The organism is Methanolobus sp. WCC1 (assembly GCF_045690315.1).
In the GTDB taxonomy this organism is placed as follows: Archaea; Halobacteriota; Methanosarcinia; order Methanosarcinales; family Methanosarcinaceae; genus Methanolobus; species Methanolobus tindarius.
Genome location: NZ_CP146979.1, coordinates 3,040,328 through 3,053,823 on the forward strand (window position 1 = coordinate 3,040,328; position 13,496 = coordinate 3,053,823).

17 protein-coding genes are annotated in these 13,496 nt (G+C 39.1%); 7 read left to right on the forward strand and 10 right to left on the reverse strand.

Annotated elements, in window-relative coordinates; all coding sequences use genetic code 11:
* The first annotated feature begins 13 nt into the window (after positions 1 to 13).
* Together V7O61_RS14460 and V7O61_RS14465 are read left to right on the forward strand one after the other, a co-directional pair.
* On the forward strand, positions 14 to 481 hold the full coding sequence (locus tag V7O61_RS14460) for a SagB/ThcOx family dehydrogenase (RefSeq protein WP_407283214.1): 468 nt from the start codon (positions 14 to 16) through the stop codon (positions 479 to 481).
* Positions 478 to 801: a helix-hairpin-helix domain-containing protein gene (locus tag V7O61_RS14465; RefSeq protein ID WP_407283213.1), complete on the forward strand. Its 324-nt coding sequence runs from the start codon at positions 478 to 480 to the stop codon at positions 799 to 801. Before V7O61_RS14460 ends, V7O61_RS14465 begins: the two co-directional genes overlap by 4 nt.
* A gap of 303 nt (positions 802 to 1,104) precedes the next feature.
* On the opposite strand, the gene V7O61_RS14470 is transcribed toward V7O61_RS14465, so the two are convergent.
* A complete protein-coding gene (locus tag V7O61_RS14470; RefSeq protein WP_407283389.1) occupies positions 1,105 to 2,025 on the reverse strand; it encodes a ribose 1,5-bisphosphate isomerase in 921 nt (306 codons plus the stop codon).
* A 90-nt stretch (positions 2,026 to 2,115) separates the two neighbouring features.
* On the opposite strand from V7O61_RS14470, the gene V7O61_RS14475 reads away from it, so the two are divergent.
* A complete protein-coding gene (locus V7O61_RS14475) occupies positions 2,116 to 3,141 on the forward strand; it encodes a Fic family protein (RefSeq protein ID WP_023845276.1) in 1,026 nt (341 codons plus the stop codon).
* 46 nt (positions 3,142 to 3,187) lie between these two features.
* Here the strand turns inward: V7O61_RS14475 and V7O61_RS14480 are convergent, their stop codons facing one another.
* Genes V7O61_RS14480 through V7O61_RS14500 form a run of 5 tightly spaced genes read right to left on the reverse strand, consistent with a single transcriptional unit; the run spans position 3,188 to position 5,169 of the window.
* On the reverse strand, positions 3,188 to 3,595 hold the full coding sequence (locus tag V7O61_RS14480; protein ID WP_023845275.1) for an HI0074 family nucleotidyltransferase substrate-binding subunit: 408 nt from the start codon (positions 3,593 to 3,595) through the stop codon (positions 3,188 to 3,190).
* Entirely contained in the window at positions 3,562 to 3,930 is a 369-nt protein-coding gene (gene mntA, locus V7O61_RS14485; RefSeq protein WP_407283212.1) for a type VII toxin-antitoxin system MntA family adenylyltransferase antitoxin, read from the reverse strand. The genes V7O61_RS14480 and mntA overlap by 34 nt, the downstream gene beginning before the upstream one ends.
* The gene (locus V7O61_RS14490; RefSeq protein ID WP_407283211.1) at positions 3,915 to 4,262 is read right to left on the reverse strand and encodes a DUF86 domain-containing protein; all 348 of its coding nucleotides are present in this window, start codon (positions 4,260 to 4,262) and stop codon (positions 3,915 to 3,917) included. The genes mntA and V7O61_RS14490 overlap by 16 nt, the downstream gene beginning before the upstream one ends.
* A complete protein-coding gene (locus tag V7O61_RS14495; protein ID WP_407283210.1) occupies positions 4,255 to 4,539 on the reverse strand; it encodes a nucleotidyltransferase family protein in 285 nt (94 codons plus the stop codon). Before V7O61_RS14495 ends, V7O61_RS14490 begins: the two co-directional genes overlap by 8 nt.
* 54 nt (positions 4,540 to 4,593) lie before the next feature.
* Positions 4,594 to 5,169 (reverse strand): hypothetical protein, encoded by a 576-nt coding sequence (locus V7O61_RS14500; RefSeq protein ID WP_407283209.1) that lies wholly within the window; start codon positions 5,167 to 5,169, stop codon positions 4,594 to 4,596.
* Positions 5,170 to 5,265: 96 nt separating this feature from the next.
* On the opposite strand from V7O61_RS14500, the gene V7O61_RS14505 reads away from it, so the two are divergent.
* Positions 5,266 to 5,697: a DUF61 family protein gene (locus tag V7O61_RS14505; RefSeq protein WP_407283208.1), complete on the forward strand. Its 432-nt coding sequence runs from the start codon at positions 5,266 to 5,268 to the stop codon at positions 5,695 to 5,697.
* 661 nt (positions 5,698 to 6,358) lie between these two features.
* Entirely contained in the window at positions 6,359 to 7,726 is a 1,368-nt protein-coding gene (locus V7O61_RS14510) for an NAD-dependent succinate-semialdehyde dehydrogenase (protein ID WP_407283207.1), read from the forward strand.
* A gap of 2 nt (positions 7,727 to 7,728) precedes the next feature.
* Here V7O61_RS14510 and V7O61_RS14515 read toward each other — a convergent pair whose 3' ends face one another.
* The 4 genes from V7O61_RS14515 to V7O61_RS14530 all read right to left on the reverse strand — a co-directional run bounded on the left by V7O61_RS14515 (position 7,729) and on the right by V7O61_RS14530 (position 10,207).
* Entirely contained in the window at positions 7,729 to 8,118 is a 390-nt protein-coding gene (locus V7O61_RS14515; protein WP_407283206.1) for a hypothetical protein, read from the reverse strand.
* Between the two features lie 53 nt (positions 8,119 to 8,171).
* Complete coding sequence (locus tag V7O61_RS14520) at positions 8,172 to 8,951, reverse strand: YoaP domain-containing protein (RefSeq protein WP_023845270.1); 780 nt, start codon at positions 8,949 to 8,951, stop codon at positions 8,172 to 8,174.
* Between the two features lie 247 nt (positions 8,952 to 9,198).
* Positions 9,199 to 9,624, reverse strand: coding sequence for a VOC family protein (locus tag V7O61_RS14525; protein ID WP_288068198.1), 426 nt, complete (start codon positions 9,622 to 9,624; stop codon positions 9,199 to 9,201).
* 169 nt (positions 9,625 to 9,793) lie between these two features.
* On the reverse strand, positions 9,794 to 10,207 hold the full coding sequence (locus V7O61_RS14530) for a DUF3795 domain-containing protein (RefSeq protein ID WP_288068199.1): 414 nt from the start codon (positions 10,205 to 10,207) through the stop codon (positions 9,794 to 9,796).
* 171 nt (positions 10,208 to 10,378) lie between these two features.
* Here V7O61_RS14530 and V7O61_RS14535 point away from each other — a divergent pair, with 171 nt between their 5' ends.
* Positions 10,379 to 11,746, forward strand: coding sequence for an NAD-dependent succinate-semialdehyde dehydrogenase (locus V7O61_RS14535; RefSeq protein ID WP_407283205.1), 1,368 nt, complete (start codon positions 10,379 to 10,381; stop codon positions 11,744 to 11,746).
* A gap of 1 nt (position 11,747) precedes the next feature.
* Positions 11,748 to 13,385 (forward strand): acetolactate synthase large subunit, encoded by a 1,638-nt coding sequence (locus tag V7O61_RS14540; protein ID WP_023845266.1) that lies wholly within the window; start codon positions 11,748 to 11,750, stop codon positions 13,383 to 13,385.
* The last annotated feature ends 111 nt before the right edge of the window (positions 13,386 to 13,496 follow it).

The following is a 13,496-nucleotide window of genomic DNA, read 5'->3' on the forward strand; positions in this document are numbered from 1 at the left end:
GTGCACTCAGGGAGTGAAGGAAGTTGTCAGGAATGCAGCTACTTTCAGGACAGTACCGTCAGCAGGAGCAAGACATGCTCTGGAAACATATATTCTCGCAAACAATGTCAAAGAACTTGAAAATGGCCTCTACAGGTTCCTTCCAATTGAACACAAGCTTGTGGAAATAAACACTGAAAAGGACATTGGAACAAATATCAAACGTGGGTGTCTGGACCAGCCTTTTGTAACCAGCTGTGCTGCAACTTTCATCTGGACAGCAATTCCCTATAGAATGACATGGAGGTACAGCCAGAGAGGTTACAGATACCTGCATCTTGATGCCGGTCACGTATGCCAGAACCTCTATCTCAGTGCGGAATCCGTGGGCTGTGGTGTTTGTGCCATTGCAGCATTCCTTGATGAAGAAATAAATCCTGCAATGGGAATTGATGGTGAAAACGAGTTTGTTATTTATGTTGCAACCGTGGGGAAAAAGTGAGATTTGAGGAAGTCATGATGAATACAAAAAAGAATGAAACTTCCAACACTGAAAGTGATAACTACAAAACCATTACTAAAGAACTGATGATAATCCCGGGTGTTGGAAAAAAGATTGCTGATGACCTCTGGAATCTTGGAATCCGCGGTGTTTCTGAACTTAAAAACAGAGACCCTGAAAATCTCTACCAGCAATTATGCGATTTTCAGGGGATGCACGTTGATAGATGCATGCTCTATGTTTTTAGATGTGCAGTTTATTTTGCATCTAATGATGAGCATGATCCTGAACTTCTAAAATGGTGGAACTGGAAAGACTGAGATTAAAACTGAAAGGCAAAACCTTTATGAAAATTAGAATTAACCCGAAGGGTCCGGCGAAACCGGTGTTTTCCCATCATGTCGTACAAATAATTGACATGTTGCAGTGGAATACTTTCTTTGCGTGCCTTCTGTAGAATTCTCAGGCATGAATGCAATTTTCTCTGTGCAGGGATTGGAATGTGCCGCCTTCGGCGGGTGGTTACTTTGTATTTAGATTGCCAGTTGTTTATGTGGAAATAAAATAAATCAACAGTTGTGTTAATCCTGAAACAGGATTTCTACATAGCCCATTTATGATACTCAAACTTCAATATCAAGACCCAGATAATCCCTGAGAATTGTGAAAGCCATTGCAGGCGGGAAAGCACCGACTTCTGTGATAATCAGGTCAATATACTCTGCCGGAGTTACATCGAAAGCAGGATTCCTGACTTTTACGTTTGGAAGCTCTTTGAGAATCTCAGCATCTATTACTTCATCACTGGAGCGGTCCTCAATTTCCACCATTTCACCAAGGAGAGTGCGAGGGCTGAATTTATAGGTCTCTGCAGCAACAATCAGATTCCTGCGGGCTTCCTGAGCTGCCATTGCAAGCTGGGAAGTACCTATTTTGTTTATGAGTGCTCCGTTTATGGAAATTGAATCTGCACCGACTACTACGAGGTCAACCTCCTTCATGGTCAGTCTCACAGCTGAATCTACGATAAGAGTTGTAGGAATTCCATAATCATTCAGTTCTCTGATTGTGATAAAACCCTGTCTTCGGGGTCTGGATTCTGTGGCAATGACTGAAATATCCTTGCCCTGATCAAAAGCAGTTTTAATAATAGAAAGTGCTGCGTGGGAATTACAGTGTGTCATGATGACATCACCGTCATGAATACGTTCAGCACCTATCTTTCCCATCTTACCAAGTGCCTGCTCCGCATTTGTTATGAACTTTTCAGCATTTGCCTTTATCTCATCGATAGCGTCATAGACGTTTGTGGCGCTGTGCCTTTTTGTAAGAGCAACTGCATTTGGAAGTGAGACTGCTGTTGGTCTTGTGTCCACAAGTATCTTAGCGGCTTCTTCCAGTTTGACATTGAACTCGCTCATTGGCAATGATTTCAGTTTCATTGCATAGTCCCTGAGTGCTGCAGAAGCTGCAACTGCAATTCTTCCGGCACCTCTTATCTCCATCGTCTTTATCTTCTCTGCTGTAGTATTCAGGTCGTCCATGGCATCCATACTTATAAGTCGTAGTCAAAGAATTTATATTTAGCCTATATTCAGCCAGTCAATCAATGGTCAAAAACGGAGACATTAAGCATGTACCAGCCTGATTTCCAGTATAACGACAGAATAGTGCGACTACTTGCACGAATACATGCAGCAAGAGAGATAATTCTCAACACACATGTACCACCAGCGTGGGAAAGGAGATTGCAGATCAACAATGTTTTCAGACTTACATACCATGCTACAAGTCTTGAAGAAAACGGACTTTCCATCAGGCAGGTTACAAAACTCGTGAACGGCCAGGATATTTTTGGGGATGAGACTGACAAGAAACAGGTACTGAACTTCCTGGAAATGAATCAATACCTGCAGGATATGGATTATGATGAAATTACTGAGGATACGATATTCACACTCCATAAAATAGCCATGAAAGATATTGTTCCTGATGATGAGTTAGGAAAATACCGCACTACCATTGCAGAAGGTTTTATGGAACCGGAGAGAGTGAGATATTGCATCCGGGACCTGCTGGAATGGGCATACGGTGAGGAATCGGAAAATATACTCCCAACACTGAAAGCAGGCATTGTTCTTTTTGAGCTTTACAGGATGCATCCTTTTGAAAAAGGAAGCTGCACCATTGCCACAAGTATTTCATCCTATATGCTTTCCCAAAATTTCAGGGAAGCAAAAAAGCTGTTTACCGTTGAAGAGTTCTTTAACCAGAGAAAGAGGGACTATTTTGAAAAACTTGAAGGAAGAGGAAACAGTAAGCCAGATATAAATGAATGGCTGGAATATTATCTCTACGGACTTGCTCTTAAAGTGTCAAGGGTTGAAAACGCAGTGCTTAACATCAGTCGTGATTACGGAACCATTGGAAAATACATCCAGACAGGACTGAAAGACCGCCAGCTGGAAGCTATTAAGTTTGCACGTGAGATGGGAAAGATAACTAATAAAGAACACCAGAAATTATGTAATCTGAGTGTTTCAACCTCAAAACGTGATCTTCAGGACCTTGTACAGAAAAAGATATTCGTGCAGGTTGGAAGAACCGGAAGGGGAACCTACTATAAACTCAGGTTTGACCATCTTGACGAACTAATATGATTGCTATCTGATTAAACAGACAATTAGAGAGAAAATGATGGGGCGATTATAGGCATTCTGTAACTATGCTTGTGTAAATCTTATTCATGAGGGCGTAATATCCTGAAAGTTCCTTGTATATATCTTCTGCAACATCCTCGTGATATGTGTGAGTTGTCATGTTCCTGTCATCGGTCATGTACAAAGCCTGCATGCTCTCATCCTCATTTATGAGATGCATTTTGAAAGCTTCACGGAAGCATGATTTTGGGGAATTGCATATCACACCTTCTCTTTCAATCAGATACTCTTTTACAAGTTTCCAGATAGCTTCAAAAGTGTATTCAAAACGCTGTATTGCTGCATCCCTGATTATAACGGAGTATGGTTCATCAATTATTTCCTGAAGAGTTTCAAGGGCTCTTTTTGCAACCTTTGCTTTCATTCCGAGTTTACACTGCCTTTCCCTTTCCATACTTCTCCCTCATTAAGCACCTGCTGCCTGAAATCCTCAGAAACTGTGGAAAGGTCTACAAGGTCCACAGTATAGGGGATGTTCATCTCTTCTAATTCTGCTCTCAAGGCAGTTATCTTTTTTCTGTCAAAACAACCTGACGACAGGATCCCAATATCAATATCTGATGTACTGTGAGCATTTCCCCTTGCTCTGGAACCGAAAAGGAATATGCTGACATTCTCATTTTCAAAAGCCTGAAGAACAGCCAACTTGACTCTTTGTATTGATGTTTCAAAAACAAAAGATGAAGGTGTCATAACTAACGTTCCAATCTGAATCAATCGTTTCTGCATTCAATTAGAGCAGTCTCAACATTGCGCTTTAACTCATCAAGATTATTTGCTATTATATCCCAGACAATTTCTAAATCAACACCAAAATATTCATGGATTATAATATTCCTTAATCCTACAATCTTTTTCCATTGAATCTGAGGATACTTTTCCCTAATATCTATAGGTACGTTACCTGCTGCTTCACCTATTACTTCAAGATTCCGCAACACTGCGTCAATTCTCATTTCATCTTCTGAAAATGAATCATAGGATAAAGAAGAAACATACCTTTCTATTTTGTCAATAGCCAGAAGCATATCATCAAAAAAAACATAGTAATCTCTAGGCATAAACAGCTTCCCTCATAATATAATCCTTTAATCTGGGTTTAATAGCTGTTTCAATTACCAGATCCACATCTCTTCCAAAAAGCTCTTCAAGATAGAATTTTAGTTCCATAAAATTATCAAATGTCTTTTTGCCTTCGGCAAACTCTACAAGCACATCAACATCACTTTTATCCTGTGCTTCGCCTCTGGCAAATGAACCAAAAATACCTATTTTTTCAACAAAAAAACGCTCTTTAATAACGTTTTCATGCTCTTTCAGAAGCTTTAAAGCATCCATAATCAATACTTGTTCACAAAGTTTAAATGATTATCCTTGAAATTTGCTTGAAAATTACAGGCCATACAACAGGTAAGTCGTAACATAAGCATAAATGAGAGCTAAAAAGACAATTATCAGACTCCATATTACGGAATATATCCTGTTGTCTGTTCTGGAATGCATTGCATAAGGTATTGAAATCACCAACGTATTCAACAGATACATCCCTATATTTTTCAGGGTTACATGAAACATCCAGCTATTTTGGCTAAAATCTGTGATATCAGAACCATTCAATGGAGGATTGTCCATTGTCATGAAAAATCCAATGAAACTGCCTGCCAATAAGGATATAATTCCCCATACAAACAATGATGCAATTTCAATATCCTTCATTGCAGAGAATTTGCGATAAAATAGAGTGGCTATCATTGAAGGAATTACAAAAAACGCCACATGAGGATAAGTGACGAACCTTGCTATTGATTCAACAAAAAAACCAAGAATTACAGAAGCTGAAATAATCAGGCCCAGAAAGAACAATAGGGCTATTGCCCGGTTTATTAGATTTTTATCTTTAAATCTACTGTTGTAGATCACCAGTAAATAAATTCCGACCAGTACCAGAATAATTGTCCCTATAGCCATTAGTATACAATATAATTACAATGTTGCATAAATTAATTTTGTTTGTATCGTTCAAAACCGATTTCAATTAAAAGTCACATAGAATTATTGAAGATTATGTCCGGCAGAATTCCAGTTTCCGATGACTCCGTCCTCATGCGCTGGATGAAAATTGAAGTAGGAAAGATTAACGATGGACTTGTTTCTGAGCGCAAGAGCCTTGCCCAGCTATTAACGGAAGAAAGACCAGCATCCCAAACAAAAGCAGGAAATGAACATATCTTTGATAAGGATATACTGGAAGAACTGGGAAATAAACTACCAACCAACCTACATAGAAAACTAAAGATACCCATCATCTTTTTTTCAGATAATAGGGTTCCTGACAGTTGTTATCTCAATGACCCCGTGGCTCTTGAAGCTTTACAGATTTTAGGAGAAATGAGTAAAATGAGAAGGATGCAGCAGGGGAAATTATGGATTGGCAGGTCCATAGCTTATACAATTATGAAGAAGTATCTGAGTGTTGTCCAGATAGCTATGATGTAAGATTAACAAGAGAATTTATAGAGTGTTTTTCAGATTACATGTTAACGCCGTTAAATAAAATTATGCCTTTATTATTTCATATGCCATTGTGAATAAAAATGGAGTTACTTGATATAACTTGCTAAACATATGAAGGAATTGGAGTATGGGACTAAACACATGGGGAATGGGTTTAGCGTGTATTAATCATATAACAAAACCAGGTGGTACGGGGTTATATGATTAATATGCTTCAATTTAGTTTGGTAGAGGGATTATTATGTGGATCATACCAACCAACCAACCACCTATGATCTACCAACCCTCTATCAGACATATCACTTATTGCTGCCCTAACATCTTTTATTTTGCCTTGTGGGGAAGAAACGCTTTGTCCTCCGATCCTATAACAGCTGACTTTTCCACATAAGGCAATTTTTTTAATATCTTCGTGGATATTTAACCGTGGAGATGTAATTAACATTCTCTGGAATCATCATGCAAATGTTTCAATTAAATTCAGAGGATTGTGTCTGACAAGTTGTCTGATAGAATAAATATTGACACAATTGTAAGTGTGTTTTACGTGAAATCAATATAAAAATAGTTCTCATTTTTTAATCATACACTCAACAATAGCAAATATGTAAGATTCCAATCATTATAGCATCAGAGGAATATCATGACCACAATCTCATCCATCAACCCTACAACGAGTACAGTTATCAGTGAAGTTGAAATGCACACCGATGAACAGGTGAGCCGGATACTCAAAAAATCTGCTGAAACTTTCAGGGAATGGAAAAAGACCGATATTTCTGAGCGTAATGAGCTTCTGAAGAACTTTGCTGAGATTTTGCGGAAAAACAAGGAAGAGTATGGAAAACTCATCACCACTGAGATGGGTAAGGTCATGAAGCAGGCTGTTCCTGAAGTTGCAAAATGTGCAACCATGTTTGATTATTTTGCTGATAATGCCGAGAAAATGCTTGAACCTGAGCCTGCGGAAGAAGGTGCATGCGACCAGATGATCCACTATGAACCAATGGGAACGGTTCTTGCAATCAAACCCTGGAATTTCCCGTTCTGGCAGGTTTTAAGTGCAGCAGCACATGTGCTGGCTGGCGGAAATGTTATGCTGCTCAAGCATTCAAGCTATGTTCCCCTGTGTGCTCTTGAGATTGAGAACATTTTCCTTGAAGCTGGATTTCCTGAAGGTGTCTTCCAGACAATGATAGTTGATGGAAAGACTGCATCCTCACTTATTTCAAGAGATGAAGTGAAAGCCGTATCATTCACAGGAGGGTACGATGCAGGGCAGAAGGTTGCCGAACTCGCAGCCCACAACATGAAAAAATTCGTACTGGAACTTGGTGGGAGTGACCCGTTCATAGTCCTTGATGATGCAAATGTCGAGATGGCTGCAAAAGTTGCTGTTCCAAGCCGTTTCATCAATACCGGACAAACTTGCATTGCAGCCAAGCGTTTTATAGTCATGGAAGAAGTAGCCGAGAGGTTCACAGAAAAGTTTGTAGAGGGAACTCTCAACCTGAAAATCGGCGACCCAATGGATCCTGAAACGGACATCGGACCAATGGTTAGGAATGAGCAAATGCTTGTGCTCGAAGATCAGGTTAAAGATGCAATATCAAAAGGGGCAAACCCTCTTATCCCAGGTGGAAGAATGGCAAGTCAGGGATTCATGTATTCTCCAACCGTTCTCAGCGGAGTTACAAGAGACATGAAAGTCATGACAGAGGAAACTTTCGGACCTGTGGCACCGATTATTACTGTAAAAACAGAGGATGAAGCCATCGAACTTGCAAATGATTCCGAATTCGGACTTGGTGCCAGTGTCTGGAGCCAGGAACGTGACAGGGCTATGAAAGTTGCATCAGAACTGGAAACCGGAATGGTCGGGGTGAACTCATTCTGCACACCTCAGGCATGCCTGCCATTTGGTGGAGTTAAGAAAAGCGGAATGGGTCGAGAGCTTTCAAGACATGGTTTTCTTGAATTTATGAACATTAAAGCTGTGAAGCTGATGTGAGGTTAAAAGGAAACGATATCAGAAAGATAAATTTTATCCTCTGATGAAAATGAATATAATCCAAGTCCAATTGCAACAAATATTAAGAAAATACCAATAATGCTGCTAATAAATATGCCTCCAATAAATGCCATTATGAGAGCTAATAACCCAAGAACTCCTCCCCAAGCATAAACAATTAAAACTTGTATTATAGGAAGAACAACAAATAGGAGAATCCAAGAAAAAGGTCCATACCATTCAAACTGTGACCCTTGAAGGAGAGAAATGAATACATTTAATACTTCTCCCAATGGATTTACACCAGCATTAATCCACAGTCCTTCAGCTGCTCCAAATCCAATAACTAATTCTTTTACAGCTATAACTGTAGTGTCTTCGGTATTTGACATATTTTCAATAAATCAATTGGAATATAAATTTATTTAAACTTATTCACCTGTTTTCATTTTTTCATTTTCTTGTTCATGATATTCATAAATCGCTTATTGCTAATCGGATGATGACTGATGATTTCTCCATCATAGATTATACAAAAAGTCCCGAAAGCACATGGAGAATTCTGAACATCTTTGTGTCCTTCAAGATCAATTAGAGTGACATCAATCCGGAATTCCTCTTTTGCAGACTCAATGATGGCATTCACATTCTTTTCAGTATAAGGACACTGGGCTGAACGTAAAACATAAAGTCCTTCTTTGTATTTTTCCAGTTGTTGCTCCATGTTCTTGAATTTAGGATTTGGTGCGTCCTCGTTGAATTTCAGAACCAGCAATTCAAAATCGGGTTTGGCGTTGTCAACTTCAACAAACCCTTTCTTGATGAAAATATCCTTTTTAGCCATGAATGAGCCTTTTCTGGTTACAACAGAAACTCCGTTCATACCCTCATTTTTTGCCTCTGAGATGCATTCATCTATCATCAGGGAAGCGTAACCTTTGCCCTTGAACTCATTTCTGAATCCTACAAAAATACACTGGATAAACATGTAGCCATCAGTATCTACAGGCCTGTGTGCATACTCACCTGGAATATACTCAAGCATTCCCTGGTACAGTCCATTTTCAGAGAGCAGAGCTTTAATCCTCAGACCTTTCAGATAATATTCATTGAACCAGTCTATCTTTTTTCTGAGTTCAAGATGCTTCTTTATGTCTTTGTAACCGCACACACCATATTCTGAAATATTATCCGGATTCAGGTCTATAACTTCAATATCACTCATATTCCCATCTCTACTTAGCCCTACCAAAATATCTCATTAGAACCATTTGGCAAGGTTGTGATATATCTTTCCAAAAGATCATATTCATGTTTTCGTAATTGAAAAATAAAAAAGAAAAATGAAAGAAACAAAGATTTACTCACACCCTCTGGGATTGTGCTAATCTTTTAAAGTCCTTGTCTCAATGATATCTATAGATGACATTAGATTCCTGATAAACTAAATTCTGGTTCAAAGAGAAATTTACTTACTCATTGCTGTTCTCTGCAAATGCTAAAATGTATCCATTGCAGTCTCTTATGTAAAATTCCTTCATCCCGTACCATGTTGTTTTCAGATCTACTACAACATCGACTTTCGATCTTATATTTTGATAAAATTCATCAATGCCCTCAACTCCCATATAAAAAGATACAGATGCACCCTGTTCTACATCCTTAAGGGGTGGAATATCTTCTCCAATACTATCTGAACGCTGGAATTGTAAATCAACTCCATCCCTGTCCATCATAGCATAGATATAAGTCTTATTTCCATCAAGCTCGTTATCAATTCCACTCTTGTCTTCCGGAACAGCCATCAAAACCGTAAATCCCAGAATGTCCTGATAATATGAAACTGTCTTTCTTATATCCTTTACAGCAAAATTCGGTGTCAGTTTGGTTAATTTCATGATTTACTCCCCATAATGTCAAAGAACTATTTCATAAAAAATCAATTTCGATTCTACAATTAGTATGTATTCTGATTTTAAATAGCTTCTACAAATCTATGAGTTCAGGCAAATAATATAAGTTGCTTTATCAGGTTCTATAGTCCTTGTCTTTTCATAATGAGAACACCTATTTTTCATATGGTTCCTTGCAACTATAACAATAACCTTCATGCATGCAAATTGTACCGCCACATTTAGAACATGTCCATTTACTCTTTTCATTCTGCAAAAACAGCTCAATACCTGATTCCTGGATAGTTTTCAGGTTTCCAACAAGGCTGGTATAATATTTGTCCCGGTATCTTTTATCCAGACGTTTTAACCTCGCACATGGAAAGCTGTCACATTCAAAACAAAAATGAGATTCACTGTCCTGAAAAGTCCCACATCTCTTTATCTTGCATTTGATTCTGCTTATAGATTTTTTATCATCAGGCCCCCTGCATCCGGGGCATTTATTCTTTTCACGCAGATATGCCATGCAAACACTGCAATTAATGCCACATGGTGCAATGAGAAAAGCATTTTCTGAGATTTCCATGATAATTCTATAAAACTTATTTTTTAAAACAATTCCTGTAAAGTTCAGATTTAGATTTCATATTTAAAGAGTAGCTTTCTAAGCAATTATATATCATGCCAACTATTATATAAAAGAAAGAATCTGGCTGTTTAAAGCCTTTATTCAAATAATAAACTAGAGGAATTCCAATTGGGGAAAATAAAGTCTATTAATCCTGCAACAGAAGAATTAAATGAGGAATTTAACCTCTATTCTCAGCAGGTTGTGAATCAAAAGATAGGAGATTCCCGAAAAGCATTTGCTCAATGGAAAAACGAACCTCTCTGTGAAAGAACATTTTCCATCGAATGTGTGGGTGAAGTTCTGAGGGACAGAAAAGAAGAGCTTGCAGAGCTCATCACAACAGAAATGGGCAAGCCTATAAGGGAGGCACTGTCAGAAATTGAAAAGTGTGCATGGACATGTGATTACTTTGCTAAGAATGCTGAAAGCTTTCTGGCATCAGAGTTTGTGGAAACAGATGCTGAAACCTCCGGGTATGTTTACGAACCGGCAGGTGTTATACTCAGTATAATGCCATGGGATTTTCCATTCTGGCAGGCACTGAGATTTGGTATTCCGTCTGTTGCCGGCGGAAATACTGTACTGCTGAAACATGCCAGTAACGTTCCCATGTGTGCCCTTGAAATTGAGAATATTTTCATTGAAGCTGGTTTTTCAGAAGGAATTTTCCAGACACTTCTGATAGATGGCAACACTGCATCCTCACTGATTTCAAGGGAGGAAATAAATGCTGTTTCTTTTGCTGGCAGCCGCCCGGCTGGAGAAAAGGTAGCAGAAGCCGCAGGAAAATACATCAAGAAGTTCATCCTTGAACTTGGAGGAAGCGATCCTTTGATAGTTCTAGAAGATGCAGATATCGATAAAGTTGCTAAAGCAGCAGTCATGGCCAGATTCCAGAACTGCGGACAAAGCTGTATTGCAGCCAAACGTTTACTGATTGATGAGAAAATTGCTGACGTTTTCATAGAGAAATTCACGACGCATGTGCAAAATCTCAAAATTGGAGATCCCACGGACCCTGCTACTGATATGGGACCAATGGCGAGTAGAATTCAAATCGATTGTCTGGAAGAGCAGATTAAACAAAGTATGAAATCGGGTGCACAAACAATTCTTGAAGGAGGCAGAACAGATGAAAGAGGATATTTTTACAAACCGGTTATCCTCAGCAATATCAACGAAAATGCCCCTGTTGTTATGGAAGAAACGTTTGGTCCTGTTGCACCTATAATAACTTTCAATAATGAGGAAGAAGCTATTAAAATAGCAAACAATACAGAATTTGGACTTGGAGCCAGCATCTGGAGCAGGGATAAAAACAGAGCCATGAGGATGACAAAACACATCGAAGCCGGAGTTATAACTGTCAATAACATCGTGTCATCTGATCCCAGACTTCCCTTTGGAGGAATGAAAAAGAGCGGAATAGGCAGGGAGATGTACCGCCATGGGATGCTGGAATTTATGAACGTGAAATCCATGAAGGTGTACTAAAATGAAAGCAAGCGATCTTTTTGTGAAATGTCTTGAAAACGAGGGAGTAGAATACATATTCGGAGTTCCGGGAGAGGAAACGATTGACCTTACCGAATCACTCCGAAAATCAAAGATAAAATTCATCCCGACAAGACATGAGCAGAGTGCTGCTTTTATGGCAGACATGTATGGAAGGCTCACACACAAACCAGGTGTTTGTCTTGCAACACTTGGACCGGGAGCCACAAATCTCATAACAGGAATTGCAGATGCCCAGCTTGACAGGGCACCACTGGTAGCAATCACGGGACAGTCTGCCCTTGAAAAAACTCACAAGGAATCGCATCAGTATATCGATATTGTAACAGCTTTCAAGCAATTCACAACCTGGAATTCAAAAATCACAAGACCTGATTTTATTCCCGAAATAGTCCACAAAGCTTTTGATATTGCAGCAGACAGACCGGGAGCCACACATATTGAGCTTCCGGAAGATGTTGCCAAAGAAGAAACATCTAAAGAACCGATATTAAAAAAGAACTATCCACATGTGAGTCTTCTCGATGAAAGTGAGCTTAAGAAAGCTGCAAAGATGATAAAGGAAAGCTCAATGCCAATAATCCTTGCAGGCAATGGAGTTTTCAGAGAAGATGCAGCTGCTGAGCTTAGAAGACTTGTTCAATTCTCAGGACTTCCTGTTGCTACCACTTTCATGGGAAAAGGTGCAATCCCTGCCGATGATTGCCATTATCTGGGTTCAATGGGAATCAAGGACCATGACCACATAATGTGTGGTTTTGAAATGGCTGACCTTGTAATATGTGTTGGCTTTGACTATGTCGAATACACACCTAAATTCTGGAACCCTGAAAAATCAAAGAAGATAATTCACATCCATACAGACCATCCGGAAATTGATGAAACATATATTCCTGATATACTACTAGTTGGAAGCATCAGGCAGACACTTTTCAACCTCAGACAACAATGTGATTTTGAAAAGGAAATGCATGAAAGGTTCCAGAAAGTCCGCAGCAGAATGAAAGCCGAAATTGAAGATTATGCTGAAGACATGTCTTTCCCAATGAAACCACAAAAGATACTCTCAGATGTTAGAGAAACAATGGACCGTGGAGATATACTCATCAGTGACGTAGGTGCCCATAAATTATGGATTGGAAGGCTCTTCCCTGCATACGAACCGAATACTGTTTTCATTTCCAACGGACTTGCAACCATGGGATTTGCACTTCCAGGTGCTATTGCAGCCAGCATGATTAAACCTGAAAAGAAGGTTGTTGCAATTGCAGGAGACGGTGGTTTCCTTATGAACTTACAGGACCTTGAAACTGCTGTAAGACTTGGATGCAATTTTGTTGTTGTAATTTTTGATGATTCAAAATACGGACTCATCGAATGGCACGAGAGAAAGGCTTTCAACGAAACCATGGGAATTGATTTCACAAATCCCGATTTTGTTAAACTGGCAGAGAGTTTTGGTGCAAAAGGTGTGAGACTTGAAAAAGCTGAAGAGTTAAAACCAAAGCTTGCCGAGGCTCTGGAAGCAGGTGGTGTCTGGCTGCTGGATGTTCCTGTGGATTACTCAGAAAATATCAAGCTTACGGAGAAATTAAAGAACAATTTCTGTGAGATTTAAACTTTCAATTTTAAGTTTTAAGCTTTAAGTTTCAAAATTAAAGACACCTAAAGTCAACTCCCTGAAAATCAGATACATTTATAAAAAATCCACTTCATCTTTCTTATTGGG

Coding starts and splice junctions, on each gene's coding strand:
- V7O61_RS14525 (WP_288068198.1), bottom strand. CDS start 9,624: ATGAAATTAACCAAACTGACACCGAATTTTGCTGTAAAGGATATAAGA.
- V7O61_RS14480 (WP_023845275.1), bottom strand. CDS start 3,595: ATGGAAAGGGAAAGGCAGTGTAAACTCGGAATGAAAGCAAAGGTTGCA.
- V7O61_RS14495 (WP_407283210.1), bottom strand. CDS start 4,539: ATGGATGCTTTAAAGCTTCTGAAAGAGCATGAAAACGTTATTAAAGAG.
- V7O61_RS14510 (WP_407283207.1), top strand. CDS start 6,359: ATGACCACAATCTCATCCATCAACCCTACAACGAGTACAGTTATCAGT.
- mntA (WP_407283212.1), bottom strand. CDS start 3,930: ATGCAGAAACGATTGATTCAGATTGGAACGTTAGTTATGACACCTTCA.
- V7O61_RS14540 (WP_023845266.1), top strand. CDS start 11,748: ATGAAAGCAAGCGATCTTTTTGTGAAATGTCTTGAAAACGAGGGAGTA.
- V7O61_RS14500 (WP_407283209.1), bottom strand. CDS start 5,169: ATGGCTATAGGGACAATTATTCTGGTACTGGTCGGAATTTATTTACTG.
- V7O61_RS14505 (WP_407283208.1), top strand. CDS start 5,266: ATGTCCGGCAGAATTCCAGTTTCCGATGACTCCGTCCTCATGCGCTGG.
- V7O61_RS14475 (WP_023845276.1), top strand. CDS start 2,116: ATGTACCAGCCTGATTTCCAGTATAACGACAGAATAGTGCGACTACTT.
- V7O61_RS14515 (WP_407283206.1), bottom strand. CDS start 8,118: ATGTCAAATACCGAAGACACTACAGTTATAGCTGTAAAAGAATTAGTT.
- V7O61_RS14490 (WP_407283211.1), bottom strand. CDS start 4,262: ATGCCTAGAGATTACTATGTTTTTTTTGATGATATGCTTCTGGCTATT.
- V7O61_RS14530 (WP_288068199.1), bottom strand. CDS start 10,207: ATGGAAATCTCAGAAAATGCTTTTCTCATTGCACCATGTGGCATTAAT.
- V7O61_RS14470 (WP_407283389.1), bottom strand. CDS start 2,025: ATGGACGACCTGAATACTACAGCAGAGAAGATAAAGACGATGGAGATA.
- V7O61_RS14520 (WP_023845270.1), bottom strand. CDS start 8,951: ATGAGTGATATTGAAGTTATAGACCTGAATCCGGATAATATTTCAGAA.